The 14,833-nt window shown below is 55.2% G+C and carries 14 protein-coding genes; 6 read left to right on the forward strand and 8 right to left on the reverse strand.

Annotated elements, in window-relative coordinates:
* Positions 1-23: 23 nt before the first annotated feature.
* From coaE to ACVOLL_RS03450, 3 genes are read right to left on the reverse strand one after another with little or no spacing between them, the layout of a single operon-like run.
* Positions 24-641, reverse strand: coding sequence for a dephospho-CoA kinase (gene coaE, locus ACVOLL_RS03440; protein WP_481511592.1), 618 nt, complete (start codon positions 639-641; stop codon positions 24-26).
* A gap of 55 nt (positions 642-696) precedes the next feature.
* Positions 697-1,563 carry a prepilin peptidase gene (locus ACVOLL_RS03445; RefSeq protein ID WP_481511593.1) on the reverse strand — a complete coding sequence of 289 codons (867 nt, stop codon included), beginning with the start codon at positions 1,561-1,563 and terminating at the stop codon, positions 697-699.
* A 7-nt stretch (positions 1,564-1,570) separates the two neighbouring features.
* Entirely contained in the window at positions 1,571-2,830 is a 1,260-nt protein-coding gene (locus tag ACVOLL_RS03450; RefSeq protein WP_481511660.1) for a type II secretion system F family protein, read from the reverse strand.
* 357 nt (positions 2,831-3,187) lie between these two features.
* Between ACVOLL_RS03450 and ACVOLL_RS03455 the strand changes: the two genes are divergently transcribed.
* The 6 genes from ACVOLL_RS03455 (at position 3,188) to ACVOLL_RS03480 (ending at position 10,401) form a co-directional block, all read left to right on the forward strand.
* Positions 3,188-3,550: a prepilin-type N-terminal cleavage/methylation domain-containing protein gene (locus tag ACVOLL_RS03455; protein ID WP_481511594.1), complete on the forward strand. Its 363-nt coding sequence runs from the start codon at positions 3,188-3,190 to the stop codon at positions 3,548-3,550.
* 303 nt (positions 3,551-3,853) lie between these two features.
* Positions 3,854-5,710, forward strand: a complete 1,857-nt coding sequence (locus ACVOLL_RS03460; protein ID WP_481511595.1) for a hypothetical protein — start codon at positions 3,854-3,856, stop codon at positions 5,708-5,710.
* Positions 5,710-7,584, forward strand: coding sequence for a hypothetical protein (locus ACVOLL_RS03465; protein WP_481511596.1), 1,875 nt, complete (start codon positions 5,710-5,712; stop codon positions 7,582-7,584). Before ACVOLL_RS03460 ends, ACVOLL_RS03465 begins: the two co-directional genes overlap by 1 nt.
* A gap of 187 nt (positions 7,585-7,771) precedes the next feature.
* A complete protein-coding gene (locus ACVOLL_RS03470) occupies positions 7,772-8,134 on the forward strand; it encodes a prepilin-type N-terminal cleavage/methylation domain-containing protein (RefSeq protein WP_481511661.1) in 363 nt (120 codons plus the stop codon).
* A gap of 222 nt (positions 8,135-8,356) precedes the next feature.
* Positions 8,357-9,637 carry a lipopolysaccharide biosynthesis protein gene (locus ACVOLL_RS03475; RefSeq protein WP_481511597.1) on the forward strand — a complete coding sequence of 427 codons (1,281 nt, stop codon included), beginning with the start codon at positions 8,357-8,359 and terminating at the stop codon, positions 9,635-9,637.
* Positions 9,634-10,401: a class I SAM-dependent methyltransferase gene (locus ACVOLL_RS03480; RefSeq protein WP_481511598.1), complete on the forward strand. Its 768-nt coding sequence runs from the start codon at positions 9,634-9,636 to the stop codon at positions 10,399-10,401. The genes ACVOLL_RS03475 and ACVOLL_RS03480 overlap by 4 nt, the downstream gene beginning before the upstream one ends.
* Here the strand turns inward: ACVOLL_RS03480 and ACVOLL_RS03485 are convergent.
* The 5 genes from ACVOLL_RS03485 to ACVOLL_RS03505 are packed head-to-tail and all read right to left on the reverse strand — an operon-like array spanning position 10,385 to position 14,754.
* Positions 10,385-10,987, reverse strand: coding sequence for a class I SAM-dependent methyltransferase (locus ACVOLL_RS03485; protein ID WP_481511599.1), 603 nt, complete (start codon positions 10,985-10,987; stop codon positions 10,385-10,387). The two genes, ACVOLL_RS03480 and ACVOLL_RS03485, sit on opposite strands and share 17 nt — an antisense overlap.
* Positions 10,977-11,996, reverse strand: a complete 1,020-nt coding sequence (locus ACVOLL_RS03490; RefSeq protein WP_481511600.1) for a glycosyltransferase family 4 protein — start codon at positions 11,994-11,996, stop codon at positions 10,977-10,979. The genes ACVOLL_RS03485 and ACVOLL_RS03490 overlap by 11 nt, the downstream gene beginning before the upstream one ends.
* On the reverse strand, positions 11,983-12,801 hold the full coding sequence (locus ACVOLL_RS03495) for a class I SAM-dependent methyltransferase (RefSeq protein ID WP_481511601.1): 819 nt from the start codon (positions 12,799-12,801) through the stop codon (positions 11,983-11,985). Before ACVOLL_RS03495 ends, ACVOLL_RS03490 begins: the two co-directional genes overlap by 14 nt.
* Entirely contained in the window at positions 12,717-13,838 is a 1,122-nt protein-coding gene (locus tag ACVOLL_RS03500) for a glycosyltransferase family 4 protein (RefSeq protein WP_481511602.1), read from the reverse strand. Before ACVOLL_RS03500 ends, ACVOLL_RS03495 begins: the two co-directional genes overlap by 85 nt.
* 58 nt (positions 13,839-13,896) lie before the next feature.
* Complete coding sequence (locus ACVOLL_RS03505; RefSeq protein WP_481511662.1) at positions 13,897-14,754, reverse strand: glycosyltransferase family 2 protein; 858 nt, start codon at positions 14,752-14,754, stop codon at positions 13,897-13,899.
* Between the last annotated feature and the right edge of the window lie 79 nt (positions 14,755-14,833).

Below are 14,833 nucleotides of genomic sequence, written 5' to 3' on the forward strand. Positions count from 1 at the left end.
AGGCTCTCCATGGATGCCTTGAATCACCGCCCTGCCTTGGCAAGCTCCCGATAGCATGCATTCAGCGCGTCGATATGTGCCTGCAGGGCGTCAGGATGGCCATCATTGACGATCACATCGTCGGCCAACGCCAAGCGCTGCGCACGGCTGGCCTGTGCCTGGATCATGCGCTCGGCCAAGGCTGCGTCGATGTTGTCGCGGCTGAGCAGGCGCGCAAGTTGCACGTCCTCTGGGGCATCCACCACCAGAATGCGCTGCAGCCACGGATAGCTGGCTCGCCCGCCAACCTCGGTCAGCAATGGAATCGCCGCAATCGCATAAGGACTGTCTGCCGCTTCACAAACCGCGCGCACCCGCGCACGAATAGCCGGATGCGTAATCGCTTCCAGCGCCCGGCGCTCCTCCAGGTTGGCGAACACACGCTGACGCAACCAAGCCCGATCCAAACTGCCGTCCTCCAGCAGAACCTCGGTGCCAAACAACTCTGCAATCGCAGAAAGTCCAGGGCTGCCGACAGCTACGACCTCGCGCGCTGCGATATCCGCATCAGCCACGGTAATGCCCAGCACTTCGAAGCGCCTGCTGACTTCACTCTTGCCCGATGCGATGCCGCCGGTCAGTCCGACGATGAAGCTGCTCATGCAATGACTCCAAAACAACAATGGCCCTTGAAGGGCCATTGTCGCTTGTGCTGCCTTATGGCTGTAGCCCTGACAGACGCATGTAACCGCCTATCATCTGGTCACCCCACATGAAGACCAGCCAGCCGGCGATGGCCAGGTAGGGGCCAAACGGAATGGGCGTCGCACGGTCGCGGCCGCGGGAATACAGCCAGATCGAGCCGATGATGGCGCCGACCAGTGAGGACAGCAGGATGATCGGCAGGATGCCCTTGAGCCCACACCAAGCCCCCAGTGCTGCCAGCAGCTTGAAGTCACCGTGGCCCATGCCTTCCTTGCCGGTGATCTGCTTGAACAGCCACCACACCGTCCATAGCGACAGATAGCCGACCGCCGCGCCTATCAGTGCTGGCTTGGCTGGCATGTACAGGTTGTCCATACTGCCGATCAAGCCCAGCCACATCAGTGGCAGGGTGAGCTGGTCGGGTAGCAACTGGGTGCGTAGATCGATGCCAGACAGTGCCACCAGGAAGCAACTCAGCACGATGGCGCCAAAGCCCTGCCAACCAAACCCGAACTGCCAGACGCTGGCCAGCACCATCAAGCTGGTAACCAGCTCCACGATCGGGTACTGGATGGAAATGGGCGCCTGGCAATGGCGGCACTTGCCGCGCTGGATCAGCCAGCTGAACAGTGGGATGTTCTCGTACCAGCTCAGCTTGTGCTTGCAATGCGGGCAGTGCGAAGGCTCCACCACGATGCCCGGCGGCGGCGGCTCATAGATATCGGGCAGCTCCAGGATTTCGCGCGCATCGCGTTTCCACTGCCACTCCATGCGCTTGGGCAAGCGCAGGATCACCACGTTGAGGAAGCTGCCGATCAGCAGTCCCAGTCCGGCCGCGGCTGGGTAGCCGAAACCGGGATGCTGGTCGAGAAATGCCATGCGCTAATTATCCAACAATCGAGGCCAGCTTGAAGATCGGCAGGTACATGCCAATGACCATGCCGCCTACGACAACGCCGATGAACACCATGATCATTGGCTCGATCAGGCTGCTCAATGCGTCAACGGCATTGTTCACTTCCTGCTCGAAGTACTCGGCCACCTTGAACAGCATCGTGTCCAGCGCACCGGCTTCTTCGCCGATGGCGGTCATCTGCACCACCATGTGCGGGAACAGGTTGACCTGCTTCATTGCCATGTTCACCGGGTAGCCGACCGCAACGTCGTCACGCATGTGCAGCACGGCCTTCTCGTAGACGCTGCTGCCAGTTGCGCCGGCAACAATGTCCAGCGCTTCGACCAAGGGCACACCGGCCTTGAAGGTCACAGCGGTAGTGCGGGCGAAGCGGGCGATGGCGCTGTTATGCAGGATCTGGCCGATGACTGGGACCTTGAGCACCAGCTTGTCCATCGTATGCTGCAAGGGGAGCGATCGCTTGTACGCGAATATGAAGCCGGCCACGGAGCCCGCGGCGACAAGCAGGATCAGCCACCACCATCCCACCATGAAGCGCGAGGCGGCCACGATCATCTGGGTGAAGAATGGCAGATCGGCACCGAAGCCCTTGAATACTTCCTCGAACTGGGGCACGACCCATATCAACAGAATTGAGCTGACAAGCAGTGCGACGGCGATGGTCATCGCCGGGTAGAACAGGGCCTTCTTGATCTTGCCCTTCAATGACTCCAGGTTTTCCTGGTAGTTGGCGATGGTCTCAAGCACAGTTTCAAGTACGCCTGCGCCTTCACCGGCGCGCACCAGGTTCCGGTACAGCTCATCAAACTGCACCGGATGCTTGCTGATTGCCTCATAGAGTGAAGAGCCGCCTTCCAGGTCGGTTCGGATCTGGCCGACCATCTTTGCCATGCGCGGGTTCTTGTGCCCGCTGCCGATGATTTCCAGCGAAGTCACGATAGGCACGCCGGACCGCATCATCGTCGCCATCTGGCGACTGAAGAAGGCAATATCTTTGGGTTTGATGGGCTTGCCTGCAGCGCCGAAGAGCGGCTTAGACTTGGGCTTGACGACCGTGGGCGTGATCCCTAAGCGGCGTAGCTCCGCCTTTAGAACATTGATGTTCTTTGCGTCCTGCTCACCTTTCATCTTGACGCCACGCTTGTCCGTTCCCTCCCAGACAAACGGCAGCATCTGGCTGGTGCTGCGCCCAGCCGTATCGTTCTTGATTGCGTTGCGGGTAACGGCCACTTTTTTCTCCCCGTCCAAGCTTCCCCAGCCCGGACACCAGTTTGCATGGTAGCGGTTCGATTGCCGTTCGGCACACCCTTTAGTGAAGACTTTGACGATCGGTGTCACGTCTTTGTGGATAAGTGGCGAGGAGTCGGGTGCGCAAAGATTGGTCACAATGTGACACTGAAGGGCATCTTGAGGTGTCGATCAGGATTTCAGGGCGAGGGGCTTCCCTTATTCATGGATGCTGCCATCATTGTCGCGGGGAGTAGGGGGTGTTGGTCCAGTTGGCACGTAACCTGCTTTGTAACCCCATGCGGGGCAGGCATTCGCCTGTAACCATGTTCACAATTCACACCTCTAGGGGATGTACTCATGAAGAAGCAGCAAGGCTTTACCCTGATCGAACTGATGATCGTGGTTGCGATCATCGCCATCCTGGCCGCCATCGCGTTGCCGCAGTACCGTAACTACACCCAGCGTTCGTCAAATGGCGCTTGCGAGGCCGAAGCCAAGGCGTTCATCAATACCGCTGTGGCTGACATTGCCGATGGCCGCAGTTCGACCACTTATGTCCCTACCGCTTGCGCTAGCGCGTCGAAGACGAAGCTGACTACCGGTGATTACAACAGCCCGACGCCGGTGGAGTTCACCCCGCAGACCAAGGGTAATACGGCGCTGCTCGCGAAGACCAAGTGTGATCCGGGTAGTGGCTCCTGCTCGCTTGAGAAGAAGTAATCTCGAGTTTTCAGGTGATTGAAAAGAGACCCGGCGTAAGCCGGGTTTCTTTTTTGGTTGATGTGGCAAAAACTTTTAATTCGAATAGGTGGTTGCTGTGAAGCGATTGAATCTCGTCGGGTAACGGTTTGTGCTGGTGATTAGTGTGGTGTATTTTCAATTTTCTGCGTTTATTCTCTAAAATTTATATTTCAATTGTTTCAGGCTGGGCGTTGTCGGGACTGTTTGGAAGGTCTTCGGGGTGCTTTTCAATTTCCTTGGTTGGGTTTTTCTGTCTTGCTATTTTTGGGTGGGTATCCTCTCGTGGAAAAGTTTAAAAGAGCGAATCTTTGGCTTGCTTTGCTGGGGGCGCTGCTTGCCGTTTTGTGCTTCACGCCAGGTGTGGGCGGCGGATTTATTTTTGATGATCGCGCGAACATCGAACAAAATACTGCGCTACATATCGAGCGGCTCGATGGTAGTGGGTTGTTGCATGCTGCCTACAGCTTTCAGCCTGGCAATGGTTCACGACCATTATCAATGCTTAGTTTTGCACTCGACTACTGGCGTGGTGGTCTGGATGCCTCGACATTTAAAACCACCAATCTGTTGATTCATGCATTTACCGCGCTGGTTCTAGTCCTATTCCTGCGTCGCCTGTTGATACTGCTCAGCTGGTCGCCTCGTCGCGCGGAGTTGGGGGCGCTGCTGTTGGCTGGACTGTGGGCTATTCATCCGCTCCAGGTCTCCTCGGTGTTGTATGTGGTACAGCGCATGCAAACTTTGGTTACCCTGTTTATGGTTCTGAGTATGTGGGCTTACCTGGGGATGCGGCAGGCGCAGATAGAGGGGCAGCGTAGCAGACAGTACGGCGTGCTCGTTGTGCTTTTCTGGGTCTTGGGCCTTGCAAGTAAGGAAGATGCAGCGCTATTGCCGCTGTATACGCTGACTTTGGAGCTGACAGTACTGGGTTTCGCTGCCGCCTCGCAACGTTTGGCTGGAGTTTGGCGCAGGGGCTATCTGCTCTTGGCGTTGACCGGTGTAGTGATATATACGCTGGTGGTAGTCCCGCATTACTGGCAATGGGGTAACTATCCTGGGCGGGATTTTTCCAGCTACGAACGGCTGTTAACCCAAGGAAGGGTGCTAGTGATGTATATCGGGCAGATGCTGTTGCCGTTACCGAGCCGCTTGCCGTTTTTCTATGATGATTTTGTCGTTTCCCGCGGGCTGCTGCAGCCAGCTTCTACCTTGTTGGCTTTGCTGCTTCTTGCGGTACTGCTGATATGGGCTTGGTGTTGGCGGCGACGCCGGCCATTGTTTGCGTTCGGCATTCTAATTTTCTTCGCGGGTCATTTCATGACCAGTAATGTACTGAATCTCGAACTTGCTTTTGAGCACCGCAATCACCTGCCGCTGATCGGCGTGCTATTGGCGGTAGCTGATCTGTGCGTGGCGCTCAGTCAGCGGTTGGCTCTGCGGATGCAGGTCACTGTCTCAGTGATGATGATTGTGTTGGTAGCTGCGGGGATCGGGACTGCATGGCGGGCCCATATTTGGGGGAATCCGTTGCTTTTTGCTGCGCATACATTGCGACTGGCCCCGGTTTCCGAGCGGGCATGGTTGATGTTGGGGGGCTTTTATGCGGACCAAAGCGGGTACAAGGCAGGCAGCCTTTGGCTGGATCGAGCTATAGATACCAATACGCGGGGGGCCAGGTTCACCGGTTCAGCAGTGATGCTTTCCAATGTTGTGATTTACAAGACTATTCGTGGGGATGTTGCGCGTCGAGATTGGGAGGCCCTGCTTTTTCGTTTCCCACAGGTGCCGATGAACGTGCAGAACAAAGGCATCGTCCTTTCAATTCTCGAAAACGCTAGAAACGGCATGAAATTGGATGAGGAGGGAGTGCTGGAGCTGCTGGAGCTTGCCGTTGATCGAGGTGGTTTCAATTCCAATCAATACCTGCAGATGGCCGCCTATATTCACAATAAATCGCGGCAGCCGGAGAAAGCACTTTCTTTCTTGCGTAAAGCGGTTTTTGTATCGCCGCCTGATGATCCTGAAGTAGATGACGTATTGAATCAGCTGGATAAGGCGGGTCGGGAGGATTGGGTGCGGCAGCTTCGGCAGATTGAGAGATTCAAGTCGCAGGTGGTGGGAGCGGGAGGGAGGGAGTGATGCGCTTATCTCCCGCCGATCTAAAGTTTCTAGGAATAACTCTGATCGTCGCGTTGCTTGTAGGTCTGCTTTTAACTCCCGGGTTGCCCGGTGAATTTTTTTTTGATGATTTCCCAAATATTGTAAATAACAGCGATATCCATCTCTCCCGATTGAGCGTTGCGGCTTTGTTTGAGGTTGTCGCGGCGCCGCAGATGTCGGGTTCGATGCGCGGCCTACCTACACTCACTTTTGCGTTGGATTTCTGGCGCGCAGGCGGGGCGGATCCGGGGGCTTTCAAGGCTACCAACGTACTGATTCATGCGATTACCGCGTGCGTGCTGGCATGCTTCTTAAGGCGCTTGCTCTTGGCTTCAGGCGTCCCCGATCGGAGTGCGGTGTGGGTCGCGCCTACCCTCGCCCTTGTATGGGCGGCGCATCCGTTGCAGGTGTCTTCTGTGTTGTACGCGGTACAGCGCATTCAAACGTTGGGAACGTTGTTTCTGGTGCTAGCGCTGCAGAGCTATCTGCATGCGCGGCAGTGTCAGATTCTTGGTCAGCAAGGGCGGCGGAGGATGCTGGTTGCTGTGTTTTGGTGGGCGGCGGCAATGAACTGCAAGGAGGATGCGGTCCTTCTACCTGCCTACACGTTTATTTTAGAATTGACAGTGCTGCGCTTCTGTGCAGCGGACGAGCGTCTGGTGAGGATACTTCGACGAGGCTACTTCGTTGCTGCATTGATAGGAGTCTCCGCTTATTTGGTCCTAGTCGTTCCGAAGTATTGGTCTTGGGAGGCGTATCCTGGGCGCGATTTCTCTACCGTTGAGCGTCTCCTGACCCAGGCTAGAATGCTTTGCATGTATATATGGCAGATCGTGCTGCCACTGCCTGAGCATATGCCTTTCTATTATGACTGGGTCCGGCCATCGAGGGGGGTAGGGGATCCTTGGACCACGCTGCCTTCTATATTGTTGATCTTAGCGCTGTTGTTTTGGGCTTGGCGATTACGCAGCAGGCAGCCATTGTTCACATTTGGGGTTTTTATATTCTTCAGTGCCCACTTTGTCGCGAGCAATGTTGTTGGGCTTGAGCTGGCCTATGAACATCGCAACCATTTCGCGCTAATAGGTGCGGTACTAGCTGCTGGTAGTTTACTGGCCCATGCAGGGGCGTGCCTGCGTCTTTCGGCAGTTGCAAAGGTCGCTGTGTCTGTCGCACTGCTGATTGCTTTGGGGGCGGGGGCCATGACGCGAGCTCATGACTGGCGCAGTACGCTATCGCTCGCTCGGGCGAGCGCCGCGGCTGCACCACAGTCTTCAAGGGCCTGGGTGCAATTGTGTTCATCACTGTTCAAGGCTGGTGGCGAAGTTGTGTCGGGAAACCACCTTCTGGACGAGGCGATCCAGGCTTGTTCTTCCGGAGTGGAGGCATCTCCTGATGCGCTCAATAGCTACGCTCTTCTGTTGGTTCTGAAGACGTTGCGCGGTGATGTGAGTCAATCGGACTGGGGGCGTTTTCGAGCTAAGCTGAGTACTGTTCGGATGAGTTGGGACAATAGCCGCGCGCCGATGATTCTTACTCATTATTCGGGTCGTGGCGTGCCCCTGGACAAGCAGCAAGTGCTTGAAGTGATTGCTATTCTGGCTGATAGAGATAGACCTAGTTCATCTAACTTCGTGCTGCTGGGGGCCGCCATCATGAATGATCTGATGGATTCGGAGCATGCTCTTCCCTATTTCATCAAAGCTGTTGAGGTAGCTCCGTTTGGAGATCCTTTTCCTTGGCAGCTAGGTGCGGAGCTGCGGGCGGCGGGAAAGCCGGAAATGGCAGAGGCTGTTGAGCGAGCTGGTTTAATGAGACAGCGCGAGACTACGGTTACTCCTCGAGGTCGATGAGTGTCGGGCTGGGGTGAGGTGAGGTGGGGTGAGGTGAGGTGGGGTGAGGTGGGGGCTGGCGCCGAGCGGCGCCGGCAACTGAGGGCTCGCGGTAACGACTACCAATAGCGGCGTTTCTTACGCGTTATAGGGAGATATGGCGCGATTCTTGCTGGTAATTATTGACGTGGATACTATGGGGAAAGATATGTCATATCGTGCAAGAGGTTTTAGTTTGATCGAGCTGATGATCGTGGTTGCGATCATTGCGATCCTGGCAGCTGTCGCCCTTCCGCAGTACCGGAACTACACCCAGCGTTCGGCAAATGCTGCTTGTCTGGCGGAGGCGCGTGCCTATATGAGTACAGCGGTAGCTGATATGGCTGAGTACAATCTTCCGCCTGTGTTTGTCCCAAAGGCCTGTGATCAGAGTACTACTTTGGGGTTGACGACGAGTGACTTTTCTGCGCCGCGATCCGTTACCTTCGATTCCCCTGTTCGCGGAAATGACATCTTGAGAGCAGATGTCGTGTGCGATACCGGAAGCGCACAGTGCTCGCTCAACAACTAATTGTTCGTGTTGTTGGTAGCGTCCGTGCCGAGTTGTGGTATTGAGCAGTTCGCTCCGGGTGTTCAAACTCTTCTGGAGGTTGCTGCTTGCGACAGCTGGTTGACAGGTATGGCACTTTGCGAGCGGAAAAGGAAATGGCAGGACATTCGTAACTGGATGGCCCTGCCTGATCGGCTAAGATTGCGTCGGAATCTGGCTTAGCTGGTTGGCAAGGGGAGTTGAATGAAGGGGCCTATTGCGCGCGCGACGCTAAGGACCATCGCTGTGTTCGCTCTACGGTTGGTCCTGCAGGCGTTAACTCTGCTGCTGGTGACTTATCTTCTTGGTCCAGCCGCTTATGGAGCCTTCGCTGGTGTAATGGGGTTGGCGATTTTTCTTGGTGCGCTTGCAGGATGCGGCATGCCATTGATGCAGATGAGGGCCATCACCCGTGACGGCGGTCAGGGGGAAGGGTTGCCCTATGCGACTCCGGCAGTGTTACTGGTTGGGACTGTATTACTTCTGTTTTTTGTTCCCCTATGTCTGTTAGCCCTTCCCGAGTCAGCGGTTGGCGCTGATGCGCTCCTGGCACTGGGTCTTGCCGAGTTGGTGGCCCAGCCGCTCTTGGTTTTGTATGCGGCGGAGCGGCACGGTCGCGGCGAAGTTGCACGCGCGCAATTGTTGCAGGTGTTGCCGCTGGCGTTGCGCACACTTGCTGCGGGTATTGTCGTTATGGTTTCTTTTGACTCCCCGCTTTCGGCGTACGCTGTCGCGTATTTGCTTGCAACATTAGGCGCGCTCGCTGTCGCGCGATCCACCGCGCAGGTCGTCCCTACTCATCGCTGGCGCCTTCCTTGTCGTGCTGAGTGGGCAGAAGCATGTGGTTACGCAGCAACTGACCTATCCCGAAACGGTCCCACCGAATTGGACAAGGCGGTGGCCGTGCGTTCAATGTCGGCCTATGACGCTGGCCTTTACGCCGCGGCTGCGCGGATCATGGCCGCTGGTGTATTGCCCGTAATGGCGATGGTGGTCTCCGCGCTGCCACGTTTGTTTCGAGAGTCTGTCGGGCCTGCACTTTGGCGACTTGTAGCACTGATGGCGCTGATTGCGTTGCTGTATGGCGCGGTTCTGAGTGCGTTGTTCTGGGTTGGCGCCGGTTGGATTGACATTGTTATGGGGGCGGCCTACGCCGGTATCGGCGACGTCTTGAGAAGTATGTGTCTCATCATTCCCGGAGTCGCGCTCCGGTTGGTGTCTGGTAATGTACTAATGGCGCTAGGGCGGCCTTGGATGCGAGTGGGTGCAGAGTTTTTGGGCGTCGTGATTCTGATCTGCGCGGGGGGGATCTTGCCATCGTATATAGGGTCAATGGGAATGGTGGTTGCTTTGGCATTTTCTGAGTGGGGAATGGCGTTGGTCAGTAGCGTGCTAGTGATCAAGCTTCTTGCATCATGTCGCGATATTGATGCGGTTCAAAATTTTAAGATGAAAAGCGAGGCCGAAAATGGGGACAGACCGTGACTGGGAGCGGTGGGGAGCGAAATCTCCATACTTCGCTCAGTGTCCAGCAATTTGGTAATGCAAGGCTTGATGAAGAGGCCCGCGCAGAATTTTTCGAGTCCGGTGAAGCTCATGTGCGATCATTGTTTGATGTTATAGAACGTCGCGAAGGCCATGTATGGCGTCCTCGAATAACTGTTGACTTGGGTTGCGGCGTCGGACGGTTAGCAATTCCTTTAGCGCGTAGCAGTGATCAAGTCATCGCAGTCGATGTGTCTCCATCCATGCTGCTTGAGGTGGAGCGAAATTGTCGGCACTGGGGTATTACCAACCTAAGTGCCGTGCTTTCGGATGATTCACTATCTAGAGTTCCTGATGGAGTAGATTTTTTTCACTCTTACCTGGTACTGCAGCATATCCCGACGTCCCGAGGCATGCGTCTAATTCGGCAGATGGCTGGTCGCATCTCTGAAGGTGGCTATGTTGGGTTTCAGGTTTACACCGCGTGCAATGCCAGCCGTTGGTTGAGGGTAATGGTACGCCTTCGTTATGCCTTCAAGCCGTTGAATTGGTTGCGAAATATTTTGCGAAAACGTCCGGTTTTCGAACAGGCTATGGAGCTCCATGTTTACCCGTTGAGTGCGCTGCTGCGTTCGCTGCGGGAGAATGGTTTTGTCGAGGTTGAGTTGTTCCTTGATGCTGAGGATAGTGGGAACTTTGAAAGCGCTTTTCTGCTCGCGAAGAAGCAGGTTGTGGCTAGCGCTATAGTCAACCGCTATTCGTAGGGTTGGATGTTGGGCATGGTTCAGGCTTTCGTGCCTTTTCAATTTGAAGAGTGAACTTGATGGATGCCATGGGGATGAATTTGCTTAATAGATTATCAGTTAAAGACGGGAGCCTTGAGAGTGCTCGGTAGAGCACGGGAAGCAGATAAGGAGTGAATTCGCGAGATACTATCTTATAGCGGCATTTTGCGTAGTCTCCGTAGATCAATCCATCTTCGGTGAAGATGTCAAAGCTGCGCCATGCAAACCCGCGTTTATGTGTTAAGTCTTCGTATAGGCATGCGCTTCGAAAATGGGGGACGCGAATGTGCACCAAGCATCCGTCCGCGCCGATTCGGTGGATTTCGTGCATCACTTCAATTGTGTCGTCGAGGTGTTCGATGACATTCCATGCGTGAATTTCGTCAAAAGTACTATCCGTAAATGGGTACGGAAACTGATTTAGGTCGTGCCTGACATCTGCATTCTTGGAGAATAGATCAATGTTGATTGCCCCTTCGATATGGCGCTCACCACATCCCAGATTTGCTACTCGTCTTTCTTTGTAGACGGCGTTATGTATTGGGTGCGTATGGCTACTTGCCATGGGTATTTCCTTGTTCAATCAGCTGGCAGTAAAGTTGGGCGTACGACTCTGCCATTTTTATTATGTCGAAGTTAGCTGTCGCATGTTTTCTTGCAGCCGCGGACATTTCTAGCCAGCGACTCCTACAGGAGCTGATTGTCTTAATCGCATCGACGTAATCCTGGGGGCTATCATGTTCAACTAGAAGGCCTGTGTGCTGGTGCTTGACCACTTCCGGGAGTGCGGAATTCCTCCCGGCAACGACGGGTAGTCCGCAGGCCATCGCCTCGGCGGCAACCTGACCGAAGCCCTCAAGGCGGCTTGGAAAAAGAAGTGCGTCGCTGTTGCTGTAGAGTTCTACTAGTGCGGCGGTATCAATCCGGCCAAGCGAGGTGCAGTTTTCGGGCATTGGGCGTGGTGGTCCTGTATAACGCAACTCGAAACCAGTTCCGAGTTTCTCCATGATAGTGGCGAGCATGTCACTGCCTTTTCTTTTCGACCATGAGCCCACGTATACGAGTCGAAAGGTGCTGGATGGTTCGAAGCTGGATGTTGGCTCGAATAGAGAAAGGTCTACGCCATTGTGGATTACGACAGATTGCGTCTTGCCGAAGCAGCTGTTTAGTTGATTCGCGGTATACTGGCTGACGCAACTGATAGCACCTGCACGTGCGAGAACTTGTTGTTCGATTTCTTTGATCCAAAAGCGGTGATACAGGGATTGTGATGTGCGCTTGAATGGTGCTAGCGATGCATCGTGCACGACGTGATGCATCGTAGCTACAACCGGGAGTTGGGAGGGAAGAAAGCGTCGATGTAACCAGGTGTTGACATGTGCGATGGTGGCCCACGGCGGAGGTTGAGGAGGGCTGCTTAGCCATGGAAGATACTCGGCTCGATGTGGCAGCCAAGTAATTTCGCTCTGAATTCCGAGAGCGTTAAGTGCTGCGCATAAGCGAGTAGTGAATACGTCAGCGCCAGTGCCGGCTCGGATGGCTAAGAACCATATTGCGGGCTTAGCGGTCGTCATGGTTTGAGCTCTGGTGATTCAGCGTGCAGATGAAGGTCGGCAGGAGTGGTGTGAAAAGTGTGAGTGCGCGTAGAGGTAGCCGTGAGGCCAGTCGAGCTATTTTATTTTCTGGCTCGATCGCATTGATGGCTCGCAGTGCATCGAATTCGCGATGACGGAAATGGAGCCCGGTCCTGCGGAGGAGAGCGTGTAGGTCATCAAGCCGGAGTGGGGTGCAGTCATAATCTTTACCGCGTCCAGAAAGGGCGAGGTAGCGGTTCGCTGCGTGCCTCGGTAACCAACTGAGGAATGGCAATGCATAGTGAGGCTCGATCAGCATCCAGCGATTCGGGACGGCTAGATACCCGATGCCGCGCTCGCTAAGTACGCGCGCGATTTCCTTGAGGTGCTTTAGTTGGCTGCGATGTCCGCCAACATGTTCAATTACATGGTTGCTGATGACCACGTCAAACTGTGCGTCATTGAATGGCAGTTTGACACCTTGCACCGATATATATTCATAGTTATCACATACCTGTCTGTTGTCTTCTACATCAACTGCCGTGACCAAACATTGCAGATTTGCATGCGTTGCGAAGTAATGTGCAATGCCTCCGGAGCCAGTGCCGATCTCCAACACGCGTAGTGGTCCGGAGGATGAGTCCAAGTTCAAAAGAAGTTCTATTTTTCTTGCTTTTAACTCTCTGGAAAGCATGTCGACGGTTGCATGGGCTCTTCTAATCACGGTAGGCCCTGTTCTTCTGTCGGTGGTTTTCTGGTGAATACGCCAATGGCGCAAAACAGCTTTCTTCCAAAAATAGGCCAAGCGAAATCTTTAGCAAATGACTGACTTTGAACTTTCCAGTCTCTCTCTTTGTCTGCCAGTAATTTGATTACTTCATCGCGCAGTGCATTATAGTCGCCAGGTGGAACCAGTTGGCCTGACTGGCCGGTACTGACGGCATCTACCACTCCCCCGGTTGCAAACGCTACGGTGGGTAGGCCGTGGGCGGCGGCTTCAATGGCCACCATACCAAAGCCCTCCGGATCAGCCGGGATGCTTCGTACAGGGAAGATATGCAAGGTTGCGCTCTCGTATGCGCAAGCCAGTTCTGAAGGTTCTGTGATGATGCCGAGGAAGCGAACATGCTGGCCGACTCCAGCCGTGTCGGCGGCGGCTTGAATGCTGGATCTGGTTTGTACGTCAGCGTGTAACGAATCAGTAGGTGCATCTCCAATGATGACTAGATTTACATCAGGAGCGTTGCTGATGATTCCGGGAAGGGTATTTTGCACGAATTCACGAAGACCCTTGCGGGTGGTTAGTCGGCCTATCGAGAGAAGTAGGCGTCCTTGGCCTAGCCCGAAATTTTCTCGAAAAATCTGCAAAGCTTCTGCTGGCTGCGGCGAGGCTGGCATTTGCACGCCTGGATGCACGACGCGTATGTCAGTGGCTTGTACACCTAACTTATGGGCTAGTTCAGCGGTCGGTCTGCTATTTACAACGACGATGTCCATTCTGCGAATGGCAGGATTCCAGATGGCTCGATACACAGGGTGGCGCACCGCTGCATCCAGTCCGTGAAGATAAACGCTTGCTCGCGCATTTGCGGCGCGAGCTGCCATTAGCGCGGCCGGCGCGGTCAATCCACTACCTGCCAGAACGACATGTGGTCGCCATTTGTAAGCAATACGTAGTGCATGCCATGCTGATGTCAACAGGAATAGCCACAGGGGGCGTAGCGGCACTTCAGTTACTGTCAGCCTTTGAGAGCTTCGCATCGATGCCCCTTTGGGGCCAATTATCCATACCTCGGCGTATTGCGAGAGCTCGTCGGCGATATGCCAGTTCAGGCGTTCCATGCCGCCGACAAGGGGGGGCAGGTTGCGGGTGACTAGCAGGATGCGTGTGGGTGCCGTCTCAGGAGTCACGCCGATAAGTCAGGTTGGTGATCTGCTCTGAGATCAGGCCGATCAAAAATACGATTACAGCCGCGCTAAATAGTAGTGTGCTCATATTGGTTAATCGATGTGTGGTTGCAAATGTATAACCGTAGTAGCCAAGTCCGGTGAGAAAGAACGCTGCTGCCACCGGCGCAAACAACTTCATCGGCGAATACAACGTCGCAATCTTGAAAATGATCAGCAAGAACCGGATTCCGTCCTTCAGCGGTCGGATATGACTGCCATTGCCCACCCGCTTGGCCACCGGGATCGGTACGTACGCCACCGGATAGGCGCTGCGAAAGAACGCCATGGTGCTGGTGGTCGGGTAGCTGAAGCCGTTCGGCAGCAGGTGCAGGAACTCGCGGAACTTGTCGGCCCGCACGGCGCGGAAGCCCGAGGTCAGGTCGTGGATCTTGTGGCCGGTCATATGACTGGCCAAGCGGTTGTAGAAGGCGTTGGCCAGCCCTCGGTGCACGTTGGCCTGGCCACTGCTGTCACGGGCGCCCACCACCATGTCGTAGCCGTCTTCCAGCTTGGCGAGCAACTGCGCGATATGGCTGGCGCTGTGCTGGCCATCGGCATCCATGAACACCAGGGTTTGCCCGGTAGCGGCGCGGGCGCCGCGCTTGATCGCCGCGCCGTTGCCCATGGAGTACGGGCTGCTGAGTACGCTGACGCCGTGTTCCCGGCCGATTGCCGCGGTCTGGTCGGTTGATCCGTCGTCAACGACGATGATTTCAGCAGCTGGATACGCCTCCCGCAGGGCAGGCAATGTCCGCTTCAGCCCCTCGGCCTCGTTCTTTGCAGGCAGGATGATGCTCAGTTCACGCACGTTTGAATACCAGAAGTTCTCCCCGTTGGCATAGTAGCCGGGTTGGTGGCCTTGGTGCGGATGGACTGCCGGTTTATAG

This window comes from Stenotrophomonas sp. STEN035 (assembly GCF_056759935.1).

Bases quoted from the DNA above. Each gene is read 5' to 3' on its own strand.
- ACVOLL_RS03465 (WP_481511596.1), top strand. From the start codon at position 5,710: ATGCGCTTATCTCCCGCCGATCTAAAGTTTCTAGGAATAACTCTGATC.
- coaE (WP_481511592.1), bottom strand. From the start codon at position 641: ATGAGCAGCTTCATCGTCGGACTGACCGGCGGCATCGCATCGGGCAAG.
- ACVOLL_RS03445 (WP_481511593.1), bottom strand. From the start codon at position 1,563: ATGGCATTTCTCGACCAGCATCCCGGTTTCGGCTACCCAGCCGCGGCC.
- ACVOLL_RS03475 (WP_481511597.1), top strand. From the start codon at position 8,357: ATGAAGGGGCCTATTGCGCGCGCGACGCTAAGGACCATCGCTGTGTTC.
- ACVOLL_RS03490 (WP_481511600.1), bottom strand. From the start codon at position 11,996: ATGACGACCGCTAAGCCCGCAATATGGTTCTTAGCCATCCGAGCCGGC.
- ACVOLL_RS03500 (WP_481511602.1), bottom strand. From the start codon at position 13,838: ATGGAACGCCTGAACTGGCATATCGCCGACGAGCTCTCGCAATACGCC.
- ACVOLL_RS03470 (WP_481511661.1), top strand. From the start codon at position 7,772: ATGTCATATCGTGCAAGAGGTTTTAGTTTGATCGAGCTGATGATCGTG.
- ACVOLL_RS03485 (WP_481511599.1), bottom strand. From the start codon at position 10,987: ATGGCAAGTAGCCATACGCACCCAATACATAACGCCGTCTACAAAGAA.
- ACVOLL_RS03455 (WP_481511594.1), top strand. From the start codon at position 3,188: ATGAAGAAGCAGCAAGGCTTTACCCTGATCGAACTGATGATCGTGGTT.